The organism is Agreia bicolorata (assembly GCF_000938265.1).
Classification (GTDB): Bacteria; Actinomycetota; Actinomycetes; order Actinomycetales; family Microbacteriaceae; genus Agreia; species Agreia bicolorata.
In genome coordinates, this window is sequence record NZ_JYFC01000003.1 from 165031 (window position 1) to 183440 (window position 18410).

Annotated in this window: 25 protein-coding genes; 8 read left to right on the forward strand and 17 right to left on the reverse strand. The window is 66.3% G+C overall.

Annotation, left to right across the window (positions count from 1 at the left end; translation table 11 throughout):
- The first annotated feature begins 39 nt into the window (after positions 1 to 39).
- Together TZ00_RS07600 and TZ00_RS07605 are read left to right on the forward strand one after the other, a co-directional pair.
- Positions 40 to 1626, forward strand: coding sequence for a phytoene desaturase family protein (locus TZ00_RS07600; protein WP_044441345.1), 1587 nt, complete (start codon positions 40 to 42; stop codon positions 1624 to 1626).
- 135 nt (positions 1627 to 1761) lie between these two features.
- A complete protein-coding gene (locus tag TZ00_RS07605) occupies positions 1762 to 2118 on the forward strand; it encodes a DUF3592 domain-containing protein (RefSeq protein ID WP_152631115.1) in 357 nt (118 codons plus the stop codon).
- 18 nt (positions 2119 to 2136) lie between these two features.
- Here TZ00_RS07605 and TZ00_RS07610 read toward each other — a convergent pair whose 3' ends face one another.
- Complete coding sequence (locus tag TZ00_RS07610) at positions 2137 to 3072, reverse strand: DNA-3-methyladenine glycosylase family protein (RefSeq protein WP_044440641.1); 936 nt, start codon at positions 3070 to 3072, stop codon at positions 2137 to 2139.
- Between the two features lie 109 nt (positions 3073 to 3181).
- Here TZ00_RS07610 and TZ00_RS07615 point away from each other — a divergent pair, with 109 nt between their 5' ends.
- Positions 3182 to 3505 (forward strand): hypothetical protein, encoded by a 324-nt coding sequence (locus TZ00_RS07615; RefSeq protein WP_044440643.1) that lies wholly within the window; start codon positions 3182 to 3184, stop codon positions 3503 to 3505.
- 49 nt (positions 3506 to 3554) lie between these two features.
- Positions 3555 to 3950, forward strand: coding sequence for a YchJ family protein (locus TZ00_RS07620; protein WP_044440645.1), 396 nt, complete (start codon positions 3555 to 3557; stop codon positions 3948 to 3950).
- A gap of 94 nt (positions 3951 to 4044) precedes the next feature.
- On the opposite strand, the gene TZ00_RS07625 is transcribed toward TZ00_RS07620, so the two are convergent.
- The 9 genes from TZ00_RS07625 to TZ00_RS19260 all read right to left on the reverse strand — a co-directional run bounded on the left by TZ00_RS07625 (position 4045) and on the right by TZ00_RS19260 (position 7555).
- The gene (locus tag TZ00_RS07625; protein WP_044440647.1) at positions 4045 to 4254 is read right to left on the reverse strand and encodes a hypothetical protein; all 210 of its coding nucleotides are present in this window, start codon (positions 4252 to 4254) and stop codon (positions 4045 to 4047) included.
- A 22-nt stretch (positions 4255 to 4276) separates the two neighbouring features.
- Positions 4277 to 4882: a hypothetical protein gene (locus TZ00_RS07630; protein WP_044440649.1), complete on the reverse strand. Its 606-nt coding sequence runs from the start codon at positions 4880 to 4882 to the stop codon at positions 4277 to 4279.
- A complete protein-coding gene (locus TZ00_RS07635; RefSeq protein ID WP_044440650.1) occupies positions 4879 to 5463 on the reverse strand; it encodes an Asp23/Gls24 family envelope stress response protein in 585 nt (194 codons plus the stop codon). The genes TZ00_RS07630 and TZ00_RS07635 overlap by 4 nt, the downstream gene beginning before the upstream one ends.
- Positions 5460 to 5840, reverse strand: coding sequence for a hypothetical protein (locus TZ00_RS07640; protein ID WP_044440651.1), 381 nt, complete (start codon positions 5838 to 5840; stop codon positions 5460 to 5462). Before TZ00_RS07640 ends, TZ00_RS07635 begins: the two co-directional genes overlap by 4 nt.
- Positions 5837 to 6034, reverse strand: coding sequence for a DUF2273 domain-containing protein (locus TZ00_RS07645; RefSeq protein WP_044440652.1), 198 nt, complete (start codon positions 6032 to 6034; stop codon positions 5837 to 5839). The genes TZ00_RS07640 and TZ00_RS07645 overlap by 4 nt, the downstream gene beginning before the upstream one ends.
- A complete protein-coding gene (locus tag TZ00_RS07650; protein WP_044440653.1) occupies positions 6031 to 6474 on the reverse strand; it encodes an Asp23/Gls24 family envelope stress response protein in 444 nt (147 codons plus the stop codon). Before TZ00_RS07650 ends, TZ00_RS07645 begins: the two co-directional genes overlap by 4 nt.
- A 120-nt stretch (positions 6475 to 6594) precedes the next feature.
- Positions 6595 to 6978 carry a hypothetical protein gene (locus TZ00_RS07655; protein ID WP_044440654.1) on the reverse strand — a complete coding sequence of 128 codons (384 nt, stop codon included), beginning with the start codon at positions 6976 to 6978 and terminating at the stop codon, positions 6595 to 6597.
- Positions 6975 to 7274 carry a DUF7882 family protein gene (locus TZ00_RS07660; RefSeq protein ID WP_044440656.1) on the reverse strand — a complete coding sequence of 100 codons (300 nt, stop codon included), beginning with the start codon at positions 7272 to 7274 and terminating at the stop codon, positions 6975 to 6977. The genes TZ00_RS07655 and TZ00_RS07660 overlap by 4 nt, the downstream gene beginning before the upstream one ends.
- Before the next feature lie 107 nt (positions 7275 to 7381).
- Positions 7382 to 7555: a CsbD family protein gene (locus TZ00_RS19260; protein ID WP_078712918.1), complete on the reverse strand. Its 174-nt coding sequence runs from the start codon at positions 7553 to 7555 to the stop codon at positions 7382 to 7384.
- A gap of 192 nt (positions 7556 to 7747) precedes the next feature.
- On the opposite strand from TZ00_RS19260, the gene TZ00_RS07665 reads away from it, so the two are divergent.
- Together TZ00_RS07665 and TZ00_RS07670 are read left to right on the forward strand one after the other, a co-directional pair.
- Positions 7748 to 8389, forward strand: coding sequence for a DedA family protein (locus TZ00_RS07665; RefSeq protein WP_044440658.1), 642 nt, complete (start codon positions 7748 to 7750; stop codon positions 8387 to 8389).
- A gap of 141 nt (positions 8390 to 8530) precedes the next feature.
- Positions 8531 to 9181, forward strand: a complete 651-nt coding sequence (locus TZ00_RS07670; RefSeq protein ID WP_044440660.1) for a GNAT family N-acetyltransferase — start codon at positions 8531 to 8533, stop codon at positions 9179 to 9181.
- A gap of 14 nt (positions 9182 to 9195) precedes the next feature.
- On the opposite strand, the gene TZ00_RS07675 is transcribed toward TZ00_RS07670, so the two are convergent.
- The 4 genes from TZ00_RS07675 to TZ00_RS07690 form a co-directional block, all read right to left on the reverse strand.
- Positions 9196 to 10788 (reverse strand): Na+/H+ antiporter, encoded by a 1593-nt coding sequence (locus tag TZ00_RS07675; protein WP_052521395.1) that lies wholly within the window; start codon positions 10786 to 10788, stop codon positions 9196 to 9198.
- Positions 10789 to 10821: 33 nt separating this feature from the next.
- On the reverse strand, positions 10822 to 11178 hold the full coding sequence (locus TZ00_RS07680) for a UBP-type zinc finger domain-containing protein (RefSeq protein WP_044440661.1): 357 nt from the start codon (positions 11176 to 11178) through the stop codon (positions 10822 to 10824).
- A gap of 164 nt (positions 11179 to 11342) precedes the next feature.
- Positions 11343 to 11618, reverse strand: coding sequence for a hypothetical protein (locus TZ00_RS07685; protein WP_044440662.1), 276 nt, complete (start codon positions 11616 to 11618; stop codon positions 11343 to 11345).
- Positions 11619 to 11687: 69 nt separating this feature from the next.
- Positions 11688 to 12233 carry an acyl-CoA thioesterase gene (locus TZ00_RS07690; RefSeq protein WP_044440663.1) on the reverse strand — a complete coding sequence of 182 codons (546 nt, stop codon included), beginning with the start codon at positions 12231 to 12233 and terminating at the stop codon, positions 11688 to 11690.
- A 110-nt stretch (positions 12234 to 12343) separates the two neighbouring features.
- On the opposite strand from TZ00_RS07690, the gene TZ00_RS07695 reads away from it, so the two are divergent.
- Together TZ00_RS07695 and TZ00_RS07700 are read left to right on the forward strand one after the other, a co-directional pair.
- Positions 12344 to 13318, forward strand: a complete 975-nt coding sequence (locus TZ00_RS07695; RefSeq protein WP_044440664.1) for an SDR family NAD(P)-dependent oxidoreductase — start codon at positions 12344 to 12346, stop codon at positions 13316 to 13318.
- 5 nt (positions 13319 to 13323) lie between these two features.
- A complete protein-coding gene (locus tag TZ00_RS07700) occupies positions 13324 to 13767 on the forward strand; it encodes an HTH domain-containing protein (protein ID WP_044440665.1) in 444 nt (147 codons plus the stop codon).
- A 24-nt stretch (positions 13768 to 13791) separates the two neighbouring features.
- Here TZ00_RS07700 and TZ00_RS07705 read toward each other — a convergent pair whose 3' ends face one another.
- From TZ00_RS07705 to TZ00_RS07715, 3 genes are all read right to left on the reverse strand, one after another.
- Positions 13792 to 16467, reverse strand: coding sequence for an alpha-L-rhamnosidase (locus TZ00_RS07705; RefSeq protein ID WP_084605985.1), 2676 nt, complete (start codon positions 16465 to 16467; stop codon positions 13792 to 13794).
- Between the two features lie 73 nt (positions 16468 to 16540).
- Complete coding sequence (locus TZ00_RS07710) at positions 16541 to 17452, reverse strand: carbohydrate ABC transporter permease (RefSeq protein WP_044440666.1); 912 nt, start codon at positions 17450 to 17452, stop codon at positions 16541 to 16543.
- A 4-nt stretch (positions 17453 to 17456) separates the two neighbouring features.
- Complete coding sequence (locus tag TZ00_RS07715) at positions 17457 to 18341, reverse strand: carbohydrate ABC transporter permease (protein WP_044440667.1); 885 nt, start codon at positions 18339 to 18341, stop codon at positions 17457 to 17459.
- Positions 18342 to 18410: the final 69 nt, after the last annotated feature.

Below are 18410 nucleotides of genomic sequence, written 5' to 3' on the forward strand. Positions count from 1 at the left end.
GGCCGGAGGCGGAGCGCAGCCCGCAACTATGCTCGACGCATGAGCACCGCAGCCTTGCCCTCCGAATCCGACGTCGTGATCGTGGGCGGAGGCCACAACGGCCTCGTCGCCGCCGCGTACCTCGCACAGGCCGGCCGGTCGGTGATGCTGCTCGAGCGGCTCGATCACACGGGCGGCGCGGCCGTGTCGGCCCAGGCCTTCTCGGGCCACGACGCCCGGCTCTCGCGCTACTCCTACCTCGTGAGCCTGCTGCCGCAGCGCATCATCGACGACCTCGGCCTCGACATCACTCTGCTGCGCCGCCGCTACTCCTCCTACACTCCCCTACCTAGCACCGACACCGGGCTTCTGATCGACAACGGCGACGCCGATGCGACGACCGCATCGTTCGCCGCGATCGGCGCCGAACCGGATGCGCAGGGTTTCGCCGACTTCCAGCGGCGCACGACGCGGCTCGCCGAGACGCTCTGGCCGAGCCTGACCGAGCCCCTGATGACCCGCTCGGAGGCGAGGGCCCTCGTGGCCGACGACGCGACTTGGGACGCATTCATCGAGCGTCCCGTCGGCGCCGCCATCGAGGCCGACGTCGAGAACGACCTGGTGCGGGGCGTTCTGCTCACCGACGCGCTCATCGGAACGTTCGCCCGAGCATCCGACGACGACCTCGCGCAGAACCGCTGCTTTCTCTACCACGTGATCGGCGGAGGAACCGGAGACTGGGACGTTCCCGTCGGCGGAATGGGCGCGGTCAGCGGCGCCCTGTGGCACGCGGCCACCGAGGCCGGTGCCACGATCGTGACCGGTGCCGAGGTCACGAAGGTCGACCCGTCGGGGGCCGTCACGTTCACGCTCGACGGCGAGGAGACGGTGGTGCACGGTGGCCACGTACTCTCGAACGTGGCGCCGTACGTGCTCGACCGCTTGCTCGGCGAAGGCAGCAGAGACGCCGACAACCGAGCCAAGCCGGAGGGCGCACAGGTGAAGGTCAATCTGCTGCTGTCACGCCTGCCGAAGCTCCTCGACGAGTCCGTGTCACCCGAGGCCGCGTTCGGCGGAACGTTCCACATTCACGAGGGCTATGCCGAACTCGACCGGGCCGTGGATGCGGCCGAGGCGGGCGCGATCCCGTCGCCGCTGCCCGCCGAGATCTATTGCCACTCGCTCACCGATCCGTCGATCCTGTCACCTGAGCTGCAGGCATCCGGCGCCCAGACACTCACGGTGTTCGGCCTGCACGTGCCGTCTCGGCTGATCACCGACGAGAACAACGACGAGATGCGCGAGCGCTTGCAGGCCGCGGTCATCGAGTCGCTGAACAGCGTGCTCGCCGAGCCGATCGAGGGATGCCTGCTGCTCGATTCAGAGGGACGGCCCTGCATCGAGACCAAGACCACGCTCGACATCGAACGCGCCCTCGGCATGCCGGGAGGCAACATCTTCCACGGCCCCCTGTCGTGGCCCTTCGTCGAAGACGGCTCCCCGCTTGACAGCCCCGCCGAACGCTGGGGCGTGGCCACCGCCCACGAGCGCGTTCTGCTCTGCGGCTCGGGAGCTCGGCGCGGCGGAGCGGTGAGCGGTCTCGGCGGCCACAATGCGGCGATGGCGGTGCTCGAACTGTCGACCTGACGCGACGATCGCTAGAATGATCATTTCTCATAAGTCTTGACTCGACCTGAGTCGCTGTGTCTACGATGAATCATTCGCATCCGATCGCCGCGGAGTGGCGCGTCCACGATTCGGATGCTCGACCAGATTGCGGCCATGAATCTCGGTTTTCGAGCGAAGAAGTGGTTCGGCCCCGCCGAACAACCCCTGCGACCCGCTGTGGTGCAGGGCATCGATGACGAGACCGAGAACCCTTTCGACGTCGATTCCGCGATGACGCGCCACTGGTTGCGCGCGACCGCGACGATCGTCACCGTCGAGCGCACCGGCGAATGGGTCGACCGCAACGAGTTCTTCGATGTGACCCTCGAGATCGAACTCGACGGCGTCGGGCGCTACCCCGTGCGCCAACGACAGCTCATTCCCGAAAAGACGCAGTTCGAGTGGCTGCCCGGCGGCGAGGTCGGCGTGCTGGTGAACCCGAGCGATCACTCGAAGGCCGTGCTGGCCTGAGTCGTGCAGCCGCCCAGGTCAGTGCGCGCGGTGATCCTGGATCGTCATACGCGCGCCGTGCCTCGGCTTGGCGAATCCGCTGGCCAGAATCAGGCGCACGATGCGCTGCCTGTGCCCGCGCCACGGTTCGAGCAGTTCGAGCATGCCGTCGTCGTCGACGGGTGAGCCGGTCAGCGCGTAGCCCACGTGAGCGGCGAGGTGGTAGTCGCCCACGCTCACCGCGTCGGGGTCGCCGTGGGTGCGCTGCGTGGTCTCGGCCGCCGTCCACCGACCGATGCCCGGCAGAGTCTGCAGCCGTTTCGCGGCCGTCTCCGCATCCACGCCCGCAGCCCGTTCGAGGGCCGTGGCGATCTGGCACGCCGACACCACCGTGCGGCTGCGGCGCGGGTCGACACCGGCGCGATGCCACTGCCACGAGGGCACCCCGCGCCAGATATCGGCGTGCGGGGCAACGTGCATGCCTACAGGAGCGGGGCCCGGGGCCGTCTCGCCGTAGATGCGGATGAGCTTGTACCAGGCCCGATGCGCTTCGAGCGTGGTGACTTTCTGCTCGATGATGGCCGGCACGAGGGCCTCCATCATGAGCCCTGAACGACTGAGCCGCATGCCCGGGTTGCGCCGCCGCACCTCCGCGAGCGCCGGATGCGTGTGCAGCGACAGCTCGGACCAATCGTCGTCGTGGCCCAGAAGCGCGGGAACCCGCTCGATCACCCAGTGCGCTCCGTCGCCCCAGGCATAGGCCTCGATGCCGTGCCTCCGCTGACGCAGAAGCAGAGTCGCCGCCCCGATAGGCGTTCGCACCGTGCGCCAGAACCCCTCCGGCGTCGTACGGCAGGTCGGGTCACCCGTTCCCCGGCCGTGCACACCCATTGTTCGCGCGACGTCGACCTCGTGCGTCGGCGCGTACACAGTGGCGACGACATCGGATGCCGCGGGCGCCGCTTCGAGAGTCATGGTGACGGCAGGCTAACCCGAGGGTCGGACAATCGCCGCATCGACGCGTGATCATCTCTCGTTACGGCGCGTTCACCCCCGCGTCACCGGCCCCTGACACAGTGGCGCAATGCAGACGTCGACGGCGACCCTCACCGCCCTCCACTCCCCCTACGCCCTGTCGATCTTCACCGATCGGCTGGCTCGCTATCGGCGCATGCCGGTGGATGCCCACGGCTTCATCGTGTCGATTCCCGACGCGGGGCGCGTGCTGGTGCGTCAGGAGGGTCGATCACTGACGCTGAACGTGGTGGCGACCGACGAGAAGACTCTCGCCGCCTCGATGGCGGCGGTCGTGAACGAACTCGAGCAGGGCTTCGGCCGTTCCGACTTCAGGCGCAGCATCTCTCTTCGCTGGCAGCGTCGCGACGTGGTGCCGACCGCTCTACGCTGATCAGCCGCACCTCACCTCTCATGCATGCCGCTTTCGGCATACTGACTAGATGGACTCCGACACGCGCTGCCCCTGCGGCTCCGGCCTGAGCTATGGCGAGTGCTGCGGCCCGCTCCACAGCGGGGCCGTGAGCGCCCCGACCGCCGAGCGCCTGATGCGGTCGCGATTCTCGGCGTTCGCGGTGGGTGACCCTGCCTACCTGCTGCGGTCGTGGCATCCAGATACCCGGCCCGCGTCGATCGAGATCGACCCCGACACGCGCTGGCTGTGGCTCGAGATCGTGCGCACGGAGAGCGGAGGCGAGCGCGATGCAGACGGAATCGTCGAGTTCCGCGCGAAGTACCGGGTGGATGCGCCGGAGGGCCGATCGTCCGGCGTGCAGCACGAGGTCAGCACGTTCACCCGCGTCGCGGGCGCCTGGGTTTACGTCGACGGAACGTCGTAGTCCGCACGCAAAAGTGCCCGAACACCTCCGTCTGTTCGCGTACGGGTATCGCGAATGGAAGTATTCGGGCACGAAAGCTCGCTCGGCAGCCGAGCTACTTGGTGATCCTCTTCACGGCTTTCTTCGCCGCCTTCTGGGTCTTCTTCTGAGCGCGCACACGGGCCTTCTTCACGGCGGGATCGTTCCAGAAGGCCTTCGCCGTCTCGCTGATCTCGGTGTAGCGGCCGTGGCCGGCCTTGGCTCCGACGACGTAGGCGGTCGTGCCGACGGCGATGACGACGAGCCACACGATGGGTTTCGGCATGTGCTTCTTCTCTCTTGGGGTTCTACTGCAGGCGGGTCGTCTTGCCGACCCGGGCTCGGAACCCGCCGCTGACCTGGATCAGTGCGGGCAGTTCGCGCCCGAGCAGTCCGTCGAGGGCGAGCAGTTTCGACTCGACGATGGCCGCCGCGTCTTTCGGGGACACCCCGCGGCGGCAGGTGACAGACACCTTCAGCACGGGTGTGCGGCGGACTTTGTAGGTGGAGACGTGCGACGCGACGAACTCGGAATGACCACCGAGGGCATCCTGAAGAGCCTGCTCGGCCACCGCCGACTCGACGATCGTGCTGCCGTGCTCTCCGCTGGAATCGGTGACGGCCCTCGACGTGTGTCCGTGCCCGTGACGGGCGATGAACACGATGAGGAGCACGATCGCGATGACGAGGAGCGCGACGATGGCGATGAGGATCCAGCTCACCTCGAGGCCCGCGAGTCGCGTCTGCTGCAACCACGAACCGACCTGATCGGTGACCTGTGCGCCCGTGTCCTTCCAGACATCCCGGATACCGGGCACGAGCACCGCAGCGGCAGCCGCGCCGCCCACCGCGAGCAGCACGAGGCCGCAGACGAAGATCAGTAGCCTGTTCGCGAAACGATTGGTACTGGTCATGCCCCCACCTTGCCTTTCTCAGCGATGCGTACCCGAGCGCGAACCGTGGGCCGCAGCCCGTAGGAGTCGAGTTGCTCGGTCACGGCGCGGGTGACGGCGTCGCGGTCTGCGGGAATGCCCGAGGCGGGCGTGAGGTCGACGACGCCGAGTCGATGAGACACCGACACGGTTGCGTTGTCGGGGTCGACATTGCCGGCGTACGACGCGTGACGGGCGAGGGCGGATGCGATCACCTCGTTGTCGACGACGGTCACGGCCCGTTCGGTGTCGATCAGGTGCCGCGCGCGGCGGCCCGGCGAGAGCGACGTGATGATCAGCACGAGGCCGATCACGGCAGCTACTATGCCGGCGGCCGCCACGAAAGCGGCCGGCTGTTCTGGCAGGCCGACGGCCGACGCGAACATGTCGGATGGCGCGACGAGCAGCGCGGGCATTCCGAGCAACGCGATCACGACCTCGGTTCCGACCCAGGCGAAGACCACGATCAAGACGATCGCAAGGACGATGGCGAGCATCGAGCGCGAGGAGTGGGTCTCTCGCCGGCCGATGCGGGCGTAGAGAGCCGTGTTACTGGAGCTCATTTCACTCTCTCTTCTGGCTGGATGGTGACACCGGAGACCTTCACGATCACCTGTGCGATCTGCGATCCGGTGAGCGTCGTGACCCGCTCGCGGATGTCGCCCTGGGCGTGTGCGGCGCGCTCGAGAATGGATCCCCCGGAGCGGTTCACGACCGAGCTATCCGACTGGATTCGATTGAGCGACACGACTCGGATGGGGGTCGTCACCGTCAGGGCGAGGAGCCCGTCGCGGTCGGCGAGGTCGACCCCCACGTGATTCGAGTCGACTCCGAGCGCGTCCGCCGTGACGGCGGACACAACACGATTCAGAGCTTTCGACGTGATGCGGGTACGACCGCGCTGTGCCGCGCCGGCCGGAGACGTCGCGGCGGGACTCATGACGAAGATCGCTTTCCGCGGAATGCGTCGACGAGGCCAGCCACGCTGAGCTTGCCGTCGACGATGCGGCCGACGAGGGCTCCGACGGCCATCGCTACCGCGACGAAAAGGAACGCCCAGAAGCCGAAGGCGACGCCGGTGAGCGCGAGGACCGCGCCGATCAGGATGCCCGTGCGGGTTGCCGAGGGGGTCACTGGACTCGAGCCTCAGCGTCGTCGGAGTTGTCGTCCGAAGGAAGGTGCACGTCGTTGACGGTCACGTTGACCTCGGTGACCTCCATACCCACGATCGACTCGACCGCCTTGATGATGTTGGCGCGGACACCGTCCGAGACATCCTGCAGCGGGGCCGGGTACTCGGCAACGATGGTGACGTCGACGGCGACCTGGGTCTCGCCGACCTCGACGCTGATGCCCTGGCTCTTGTCTTCACCGGCGACGGCCTCGCGGATGGCGCCGAAGGCGCGAGCTGCTCCACCGCCGAGGGCGAAGACGCCGCGGGACTCGCGGGCTGCGATGCCGGCGACCTTGGCTACGACGGAGTCGTTGATGGTGGTCTTGCCGAGGCTGCTCGACGCGGTCGAGGAGCTTGCGGGAGCGACAGAGGCGGGGGTGACGGGGGTGGTGCTGGCCATGATGATCTCCTTCAGTTTTCAATGCCCGGATCTTCCGGGGCTTCGTTGTGCTTCATGGATAGGTCGTTGGTGGCGACGGATTCGTCACGCGGATTGAGAGATTTTTTTCGAGAGACTTTCTCAGGACAGCTGCTGCTGCAGTCTGCCGATCCATTCGACGATGATCGGAATCACCTCACCGGCCTCGTTCGCCGCTGCGATGGCGGCGGCGACCAGCGGATAGATCGACACGACCAGCGCCGCGATAACAGCCGCGACGGAGCAGATCCAGGCGAGCGCACCATGACGGATGCGCAGAATCAGCGCCAGAAATCCGGCCGCCAGCGCGTAACCGCCGATGACGGCCACGATCATGCTGTCGATCGGAAAGTCGACGAAAGGAGCGGCGGCGACGGCGGACGTCACGAGGCCGATCACAGGTACGAGCACGATCGTCGCCACAATGACGGTGACGATCACGCCTGTGCCGAGGGCGAACCAGACGCTCCGCGGGCGACGCTTCATCGCTCGAGTTCCGCGGGTTCTGCGACGATCTCGAGCCCACTGGGCGAGTTCGCCGTGCGCATCAGCGCATCGATCCACGCCCGATTGAGCAGAGGATGCCGTTTGCCGGAAAAAGTGAAGTAGAGGGGAATCGAGGGGTGGAGCCACATCATGTGGTGACCGCGATCGTTCTCCCACGAGAGACCGAAGCTCTCGCCCCGGCGGAGTTTTGCGAGTATGACCACTCGAACATGGTTGAGCGGTCGATCGTCGAGCACCATTTCGACGCCCGAGTTGCCATAGATGAGCTTGCCCATCAGTGGTCGTTCTGCGAGTGGATGGATGTATTCACGTTCTGTGTCTTTGGCCTTTCTTACGAGACAGGCCGACCCCGGCCTCGTGGGCCGGGGTCGGCAAAGGGCACTTAGTGCTTGAACGCGTCCTTCACGTTCTCGCCGGCCTTCTTCGCGTCGGCCTTGACCTGCTCAGCCTTGCCCTCGGCGACCAGGCTGTCGTCTTTCGTGATGTTTCCGAGAGCCTCTTTGGCCTTGCCCTTGAGGTCTTCGGCGGCGTTCTGGATCTTGTCTGCTGCACTCATGATTCGTTCCTGTCTTTCTCGTTTGATGAAGAACCGGCGTGTGCGGCTCTCACGTCTATGACGCACGCCGACTGCAGATCGTCACGCCCGAAGTGCGTCGAAATGCTGAGAAAATCCTGGATGCCGAATTCGTCCGCTCGTTCCCAGGGCCTTGGGAGGATCGGCTTTCTGCGACATGCCACCCTTGAAGGGATGATTCGTACAGCAGGCAACCCCACCGAGCTCGGCGGGCTCGCCGGCTTCGCACTCACTCTGATGGAGGGCATCGGCGAGTGGGGCGTGGGTCTCTTCACTCTGATCGAGACGGTATTCCCTCCGATTCCCAGCGAGGTCATCCTGCCGCTCGCCGGATTCTTGTCACAGCGCGGCGAGCTCAGCATCGTTCTCGTCGTCGTCACAAGCACCCTCGGAGCCTACGCGGGATCGCTCATTCTCTACTGGCTCGGCGCCAAGCTCGGAATGGATCGGGCGATCGAGTGGCTGTCGAAGCTGCCACTGGTCGAAAAGCACGACTTCGAGAAGGCCGCATCGTGGTTCTCCAGGCACGGCAAGTCGGCGGTGTTCTTCGGCAGGTTCATTCCCGGGGTGCGCAGCCTCATCTCGCTGCCGGCAGGAGCCGAACGCATGAACCTGGTGAGCTTCAGCATCTTCACTGTCGCGGGAAGCGCGATCTGGAACGGTCTGCTCATCGGCCTCGGCGCAGCGCTCGGAACCCAGTACGAGATCATCGAGAAGTACAGCGACTACCTGAACTACGTCGTTTACGCTGCGATCGTCGGCGTGGTCGTGTGGCTCGTCATCCGGCGCATCCGCCGCAACCTCGCCGAGGCTTGACGCGTTCGCGCCCCTAAAACACCGAGCGCATGCTGCCCGCCGCGACGGATGTTGCTGGTCGGCCGGCAACATCCGTCGCCGCGAGCAACACCCGCGAGCGCACCGAAAGCGACGCCCGCACGTCGAGTACTCTGGGGCACCATGCTGACTCTCGACGACGTGTGGCCCCTCTTCGCGTTGCGCCTCCGCTCGCCGCGGCTCGAGCTGCGTCTGATGCGCGACGACGATCTCCCGGCCCTTGTCGAGGCAGTGCTGGCGGGCATCCATCCGCCCGAGCGCATGCCGTTCGACGCACCCTGGACCGATGCCGAGCCCGAGCAGCTCGCCCGCGACTTCGCGAAGTACCACTGGCACCTGCGCACCACCGTGCAACCCGGAACATGGACGCTCGACTTCGTGGTTCTGCGCGAGGGCCGCGTCATCGGAATGCAGGATCTGCGCGCCGAGAACCTGGCCCGCACGAAGACCGTCTCGTCGGGGTCGTGGCTCACCCGGTCGGCGCAGGGCCAAGGGTTCGGCAAGGAGATGCGAGCCGCCATCCTATTGTTCGCCTTCGATCATCTCGATGTCGAGGTCGCCGAATCGAGCGCGGCCACCTGGAACGAGTCGTCGCTCGGCGTCTCGCGCCGACTGGGCTACGTCGACGCGGGCATAACCGTGGTCGAACCGCGCCCGGGCGAACCGAACACGATGCAGAAATTGCGCCTCGCCCGCGAAAACTTCGCCCGCCCCAGTTGGCCCCTCGAGGTGCACGGCGCGGCCGCCGCCCGCGCAGAACTGCTCAAACCCTGAGCGCACCGAGCAGCTCAGGTGAGGTTCGAGCCCGGCTTCGGCGGCTTATGCATGTCGAGGGCGGACTCCTCCGCGTCGATGAACGCCAGCGTCGTCTTGACCGCGCGCTCCTGGTAGCGGCCCTCCGCCCGGGCATCGAGCACCGCCTGTCGCTCTGCCTGCACCATGAGCCGACGCAGCCTGTTGTATGACGCGGGGCGGGTCTCGCGGTCGGCCTCGGGTGGGTTCTCAAGAGCCTCGGCGAGAAAGCGCGCGTTCGTGCGCAGGCGTTCCACGACCCGGGGCTCCACGCCCTCGAGCTCCTGTTGCTCGAGAAGCTCGAGCCCTGCGGTCTGCGCCTCGACCATAAGCCGCTGCGTCTCTCCGCGCTCCTGGTCGACGTCGGGCGGAGGTAGGCGCAGCCGACGGATGAGCCAGGGCAGCCCCAGCCCCTCGACCAGCGTGCCCGCCACCACGACAAACGCGAGGAACTGCAGGAACTCCCTGTTCGGCGTCTCCTCCGGCAGCAGGAACACAGCCGCCAGCGTGACCACACCCCGGATGCCCGCGAACGACACCGCGATTCCGGTGCGCCAGCTCCATCCGCGGCCGCGCAACCACTGGGGGCCGAACCGGTAGACCGAGGTGGTGATGAGCATCCAGACCACCCGCGACACAACGAGCGCGAGCAGGATGATCGCCGAGATGCCCACCGTGGGCCAGAACCCCGGGCCCGAGTCGACGACACCGTCGAAGATCTCGGCGAGGGCGAGGCCCATAAGAAGAAAAACGGCATTCTCGAGCAGAAACTGGATCGTGCGCCAGTTGATCGACTCGGCGATGCGCGCCTCGGCCGTCTGGATGACAGGCGACCGGTAGCCGAGGAACAGTCCGGCCACGACCACGGCCAGCACGCCCGATCCGTGCAACAGCTGCGCGGGGATGAACGCGAGGTAGGGGGTAACCAGCGACAGGCTCGTGTCGAGCACGGGGGCACGCAGCTGCTGCCGGATCTTGGCGAGCACCCATCCCACGCCCAGCCCGACCGCAACGCCGACGACCACGGCGATCACAAAGTCGGCCGCCACCATCCACGGGTTGATGATGCTGACCATCGCGAGCACGGCCGCATTGAGGGCGACCAGGGCGGTGGCGTCGTTCAGCAGGCTCTCGCCCTCGAGCACGGTCACGAGCCGCCGGGGCAGCCCGAGGCGACCGGCCACGGCCGTGACGGCCACGGCATCCGTCGGCGCGACCACGGCGCCGAACGCGAACGCGGCGGCCATCGTGATCGCGGGAATGATGAGCCACGCGGTGAAGCCGACGACCACCACGGTGAAGGCGACAAGACCCACAGACAGAAGCAGGATGCCGTCGCGCCGGGCGCGCACGTCGACGAACGACGTTCGGATGGCCGCCGCGAAGAGCAGCGGGGGCAGCAGCCCGTAGAGGATGAGGTCGGGCTCGATTTCGAGGTGAGGCACTCCTGGAACGAACGAGGCCACGGCACCGACAAGCACGAGCGACACGGGAGCCGACCAGCCGATACGCTTCGTCAGTCCGCTGACCGCGACGGTGACCACCACGAACGACACGATCCAGATGATCGTGACAACGGAGTCCTGCACGGTGCCCTCCCTCTCTGTCGATCACCAACCGCTCTACTGGTTCAACAATTCCTGCCAGTTGGCGGGCACGCGCCCCGCCGGACCGGGAACGGGCTGGTCGGCGGGATGACTGTCGGGAGCGGCGAGCTGCGGGGCCCCCTCGTAGTACTGGTTCGTCTCGAAGCTCCACACCCAGTCCTCGCCGGACTCGAAACTCTGAATGATCGGGTGCCCCGTTTCGGCCCCGTGCTTCGACGCGTGCTGGTTCGGCGAGCTGTCGCAGCATCCGATGTGTCCGCACTGCGCGCACCGGCGCAGGTGGAACCACCACTGATCGTCGGTCTCGAGACACTCCACGCAGCCGCTGCCGCTCGGCGGCACAGACGGATCGATTCCCCGAATCGTGCTCATAGTTCTCCCCGTTCTCCCCTGATGAAGCACATGCGATGTGCCCTCACACTAGCGGCGCGGCGCACGCCTGTAACTGTCCCCGCTGCGGACAGTATGTGCCGGCACACCGGTACCCACTGACCGCATCGGTACCTACTACTCCAGGGACTGAGCGCTATTACGGGCTAAGGACTGAACAGAAGGGTGGTCATGAGCCACCCGGCCACGAACAGCACGAGAGCGATGTTGATGCCGATCAGCACCGCACTCGATGCAATCGGAATAGCGGGTTCCGCCATCGCCTGACGGACGAGACGAACCACGTTCCACGCTGCGATAGCTACGACGACGACAAACCAGAATGGCGAGAGAAAGAGGGCCGCGAATACGGCAGCGACCCCGACGAGAACAGCGAGGGCACCGCGTGCAGCTAGCTTGCGCGGCTGAGTAGCAATGGTCATGTTCCCTCCTCTTAACGGGTGTGGCCGGACGATTCCTCCGTCTGTCAGTCCGACCTCATCAATCATCCGTCACCACTCGCTGGGCGCGGGAGCCTTCGTCGCAGGCAGCGCCGTCTTCTGGCCCCACTCGTGCAGCCATTCCGGAACCGTGACCTCGGCGGGGATCGGGCCCACGGCATCCAGAAGCTCGGGCATCGGAACGACGCCGCCACTGCGCTTCAGGAAGCGGCCGCGGATGAATGCGTGCGCGTAGATCTCGCCGTCGACCGTGAAGCGCTGCTCCACGTAGACGGCCTTGTCGTCGAAGCCGAGCACGCGCGATTCCACGTCGAAGCGCTGCCAGAGGGTGAGCGACTTGCGAAAGCTGATGGTCTCGGCGACGACCACCGGGTACCAGCCGCGGCCGTTCACGATCGCCCAGATGCCGCTGCGCACGAGCATGTCGAGCCGCCCCAGGTCGAGGATCGACAGGTAGACGCCGTTGTTCATGTGCTTGAAGATGTCGAGGTCACTGGGCAGCACGCGAAAGGGCGTGGACACAACATCGAACGCCCCCACCCGACGCCTCGATCGCGCGCGCCACTGGTACCAGACCGTGCGGAAGAAGAGGTGCATGAGCCGACCCTATCGCCACGAATGTTGCTGCGCGCGACGGGTGTTGCCCGTCGACCGGCAACATCTGTCGCGCCCAGCAACAGGCGCCAGCCGCGACATAAGCTTGACCAATGACAACTACGCCGCAGCACGCCCTGCCCTCCGGATTCACCGACCGCTCCACGGCGAGCGACGTGCTGGAGGGCATCGACTTGACGGGCAAGACGGCCATCGTCACGGGCGGCTACTCGGGGCTCGGAATCGAGACGGTCACTGCACTGTCGGATGCCGGCGCGCACGTCGTCGTGCCCGCCCGCCGCCCCGAGGTGGCGCGGCAGGCCCTGGATGCGCGCGGCCTCACCACGGTCGAGGTCGACACACTCGACCTCTCTGATCTCGACAGCGTTCGCGCGTTCGCGGAGCGCTTTGTGGCATCGGGGCGCAGCCTCGACATCCTGATCAACAACGCGGCGATCATGGCCTCGCCCGAGGCGCGCGTCGGCGACGGCTGGGAGTCGCAGTTCGCCACGAATCACCTGGGCCACTACGTGCTCACGAATCTGCTGTGGCCCGCGCTCGTCGCAGGCGGCGGAGCCCGCGTCGTGGCACTGTCGTCGACGGGGCACAAGCTCAGCCCGATGCGCTTCGACGACCCGCAGTTCACGTCCGGCTACGACAAGTGGCAGGCGTACGGCCAGGCGAAGACGGCTGACAGCCTGTTCGCGGTGCAACTGGATGCGCTGGGTCAATCGCACGGCGTCAGAGCCTTCGCGGCGCATCCGGGCGGAATCATGACCGAGTTGCAACGCCACCTGCCTCGCGAAGAGATGATCGCCTCGGGCTGGATCACCGAGGACGGCACCGTGAACGAGCGGTTCAAGACGCCGGCCCAGGGCGCGGCCACCTCGACGTGGGCGGCGACATCACCGCAGCTCGAGGGAATGGGCGGCGTCTATTGCGAGGACTGCGACATCGCAGAACCCACCGTCGCCGGCAGCCCGACGGCCCGCTTCGCGGGGGTGGATGCCCACGCGATCGATCGCGAGGATGCCGCCAGACTGTGGGCTCTCTCGGCCGAGCTCACGGGCGTGAACGCGTTCGCGTAACGGCGATGACGGTAGAAGCATTCGATGCGGCGGCCGGATTGCGGAGACTCCTCGCCGAAGGCGGCATAACCGAAGAGGGCCTCCAGTCGCTCACCGGCGTCAGTCCGGACGCGCTTCGAGCCTTCCTCTCGGCAGGCCAGTCAGACACTGGGCTCACGACGACTCCCCCGGCGTTCTCCTCTGAGGAGAGCATGCGACTGTCGATTCTTGCCGCGCAGCTCATCGAGGGGATGACGATTCCCGACGATGAGCGACTCACAGGGATCCTCGATTCGCTGATGTTCGAGCTTCATCTGACCGCCGAGAACATCGCCACCCTTGCCGGCCTCGATGCCGACGACGTGCACGCGGCGCGGAGAGATCCGCGATCCGTACCGGCTGAGAAGAAGTACGCGATAGCCATTCGAGTCTCTTACCTTCTGAACGCCTTCACTCGCGCGGCCAAATAGGTGAAGCCTCCACGCCTGCCCTGATCATCGATGCTCGGAATCCGACACGAAGGGCACGACGAAGCGATGCTCGCCGTGCGCCACCACTAGTTCCTCATCGCCAGGTAGAGCGATCTCGGCAGTAACGCCCACGGGCACGACTACGTCGACTGCCAATTCGCCTCCAACGACTCGCCAGGAAACGCTGATGCGTCCGTACGGCGACTCGTGCGCAACCGCCGCCGACGTGAGTCGAGGGTCGGGGCGCGGCGCTATCCGCACCCGCCGGTATCCCGGAGCGACGCTCGTCAGGCCGCCGATGGTGCGGTGCATCCAGTCGGCGACGGCTCCCAGGGCGTAGTGGTTGAACGAGGTCATGCCGCCGGGGTTCACCGATCCGTCGGGGCGCAGGCTGTCCCAGCGCTCCCAGATGGTGGTGCCGCCCTGCTTCACCGTATACAACCATGACGGGCACTCGTCCTCGAACAGCAGGTCGTAGGCAGTCCGGAGGTGCCCGCTGTCGGTCAGCGCGTCGGTGATCAGCGGCGTACCCGCGAACCCGGTCGCGATCCGATTTCCGGCTTGCGCCACGAGCTCGGCGAGGCGTCCGCCCGCCCACTCCCGCTGCTCGAACGTCGGGAACAGTCCGAACTCCAACGCGAGCGAATACGCCGTCTGGGCATCGCTCGTGAGCTCGCCTGACTCGAGCACGTATTCGGCGGCGAAGGCCTCACGGATCGCGGCGGCCAACCGACCATAGTGGGCGGCGTCGTCTTCGCGGCCGAGTTCCACCGCGGTCTCCGCCAGTCGCTGCGCGGAGCGCGCGAAGTAGGCGGTCGCGACGAGGTAGCGGTCGGTCGCAGCATCGGCAGGGTCCTCCGGCGGCGCAGCCGGGTCGAGCCAGTCGCCGAGCTGGAACCCGCTGTTCCACAGGTGCGAGGGGCCGGCGAGACGATCGACGAGGTCCACCCACCGCTTCGCACTCTCGTACTGGGTCGCCAGCACACCGCGATCGCCGAACCGCTCGAACAGGGTCCACGGCGTCAGCACGGCCACGTCTCCCCAGACCGCTCCGGGCCGGATCGGCGTCCACTCGCTGCCGCCGGGGATGACCGGCACGTACCAGGGAACGGTGCCGTCGGAGAGCTGCTCCGCCTCGACATCGCGCAACCAGCCGCCGAGGAACCCGGCGCAATCGTAGAGAAAGGATGCCGTGGGCGCGAACACCTGGATGTCGCCCGTCCAGCCGAGACGTTCGTCACGCTGGGGGCAATCCGTCGGCAGGCCGACGAAGTTGCCGCGCATGCCCCAGACAACGTTCTCGTGCAGGCGGTCGAGGAGCGGGTCTGACGACTCGAACCAGCCCGTGCGCTCCATATCACTGTGGTAGACGAGCGCCTCGACATCGGAGGCGTCGAACTCGCCCGGCCATCCGGTGATCTCGGCGTAGCGGAAACCGTGGAAGGTGAAGCGCGGTTCCCATACCTCGACGTGGTCGGTATCGGAGTCGGCGGCACCGCGCAGCGTGTACCTGTCGGTTGCGAGGGCGCCACGGAGCGGACGCGTATAGATTTCACCGTCTTGCATGACCTCGGCGTGCCGCAGCTGCACCGTCGCGCCGCGCGCACCCGACACCCGGATGCGCAGTCGGCCGACGAGATTCTGTCCGAAATCGAGCACGGTCGCGCCGGAGGGCGAGGTGATCACCTGCACGGGCGAAACGATCTGGGTATTGCGGACCGGTGGGCCCTGCGGCGCGACGAGAGTGGCGGCATCCCTCGACCGCACGGCCACCGGCGAGAACCCGTCGCCCGTGAACCCGGGCAGAGACCACCCGGCGATCTCCTCGCGGGCGTCGTAATGCTCGCCGAAGTAGAGGTTGCTGCGCAGGATCGGCCCGAAGCCGGCACTCCAGTCTTCATCGGTGGCGATCGTGGTGCGTCGGCCGTCGGCATGCGTCATCTCGAGCTGCGCGATGAGCGAGAGATCGGCACCGTAGAGGTTCGGGTAGCCGCCGTGAAAGCCGATGCGACCCCGGTACCACCCGTCGCCGAGCCACGCACCGATCGCATTGTCGCCGGTGCGCAGCGCGTCGAGCACGTCGTAGGTGCGGTAGGTGAGGCGTTTGCCGTACACGGTCCAGTCCGGCGCGAGCGCGTCCTGCCCGATACGTCGTCCGTTGATCTCCACCTCCGCGAGTCCGTGCGCGGTCACATACAGACGGGCACCGACAACATCGTCCGGCAGGGAGAACTCCCGGCGCACGAGCGACGGACGACGCTCGGCATCCGGGTCTTCGGCCCACGCGCCGCCCACGGGCAGGGCACTCCACTCACTCGGTTCGAGCAGGCCCGCTTCCACGGTCGCGGCTGGACTCCACGCCGACCACTCTCCGTCGCCATCCTGCACTCGAACCCGCACCGCGGCCGACTCACGCGAGACGAGTGGCTCGAACGGCCATTCGACGAGCAGTTGCTCCGACGAGACGGCTGCTTCGCTCTGCGTTCGTCCTCCTCGACGCACTGCTTCGATCTGATACGCGGACTGCTCGAACCCCGCGGGCGCCGCGAGCTTCCATGACAGCCTCGGAGAGGCGACGCCGATGCCGAGTGGCTCGCGGAGGTGTTCGAATCGGGGCGCGCTCACGATGACGGGGGCGGCGTAGGCCGGAACCGACCCCGTGAGGTCAGCGGTCTGGGTTGTGGTGGGTGAAGCGGTCATGGCGAAGCATCGCCTTTCTCCCGATCGCGGACGACCGGGCGCGCAGAGTGGTTGAAGGCAGCGGAGGAACGGGTCAGCCCTTGACGGCCCCCGCTGTGAGGCCTTTCATCACGCGCTGGTTCAGCACGAGGTAGAGCACGAGCGTGCCGAAGACATTGATGCAGATAGCGGCGAAGAGCGGACCGTACTGGGTCGCTCCGAACTCGCCCGTGAAGTTGAGCAGTCCCACCTGGATCGTGCGGAGATCGGAGCTGTTCGTGAACGTCAGCGCGATGAGAAGGTCATTCCAGATGAAGAAGAACTGCACGAGCGCGATGGTGAAGATGCCGTTGCGAACCATCGGAAACCCGATGACGAAGAACGAACGGATGATGCTTGCCCCGTCAAGGGTCGACGCTTCGAACACCTCGCGCGGGATCGCACGGAAGAACGTCGCCATCATGAACACGGTCAAGGGAAGACCGATGGCCGTGTAGGTGATGATGAGCGGCCAGAGGGTGCCGGAGAGACCGGTCTGGAAGTAGACGGTGAAGAGCGGAAGCAGGATCATCTGCCCGGGAACCATGATGCCGACGAGAAAGGCCAACAGGACGGCGTTTCGGCCCTTCCAGACCATGACCTCGAGTGCGAAGCCGGCCGCGGTGCCGAACACGATGATGAGGGCGAGCGCCGGGAACACCGCGAGTGCACTGTTCGTGAGGTACTGGCCCATATTGCCGGTGGTCCACGCCTCGACGTAGTTCTGCCAGTTGATCGTGCTCGGCAGTGCGAAAGCGTCTCCGTTGATGAACTCGTCGTTCGTTTTGAACGAGCTGATCACGAGCCAGAAGAGCGGGTAGATCGTGATGACGAGGATGAGCGCGACGACGATGTTCAGCGGGAGCTTCACGAGGAATCGACGCAGGCGACGCGCGCCGGCCGAGGGTCGAGGACGACGCTCGGGAGCCTTCACGGCGCCGGGTGCGGAAACGGTGGTGGAGGTCATCGGTTCAGGCTTTCGTGAGGTCGCGACGCGAGGAGCGGAAGATGAACACGGTCACGATGAGGCAGATGATCGTCAGCAGGAGCGCGATGGTGCTGCCGTAGCCGTACTCGCCATACGAGAACGACGTCTGGAACATGTACAGCGTGAGTGGACTCGTGGAGTTTCCTGGGCCGCCGTTCGTCAGGGCGATGATCGAGTCGAATACCTTGAGCGTGCCGTTGACGCTGAAGATGATCGCCGAGAGCAGCACGGGGAGCGACAGCGGAATGACGATGTGAAGCACGAGACTCCAGCCGGTGGCGCCGTCGAGCCGAGCGGATTCGAGCGTGTCCTCGGGGATCTCGACGATGCCCGCGTAGAGCAGCACGCCATAGAAACCGATGGAGCGCCAGATGTCCATGATCGCGATGATCAGAAAGGCGTTCGCGCCGCTGCCGAACCAGTCGACCGAGTCTCCGCCGAAGGCGTTGATGACCGTGTTGACGATGCCGGTGGTCGGGGCGACCTCGAACATCTTCTGGAACAGGAGTGCGACGGCGACCGTCGGAAGGACGACAGGGAAGAAGACGAGCGTACGGATGATGCCGGACGAGCGCTTGAGTACGAAGACGTAGAGAAGCGACATCAGATAGCCCATGAAGACCTGGCCGACGGTGACGACCACCGCGTACTTGATCGTGAACAGCACCGCGTCCCACACCTTCGGGTCGCCCGCCGCGCGCACGAAGTTGTCGAAGCCCACGAACGTGAAGCCCGTGATCGCGTTGCCTTCGAAGACGGTGTAGCCGAGCGACCAGATGACCGGCACGAGCATCACCAGGGTGTAGACGAGGAGGGCGGGGCCGAGCAGGATCGCGATCGCCCGCTTGTCGCCGAGTACGTGTTTCATGTCATGTCACTTCCGTGTGCGTCCGCGAACCAGATGCGAGTGGCGGCGGATGTGCCGCCGCCACCCGCT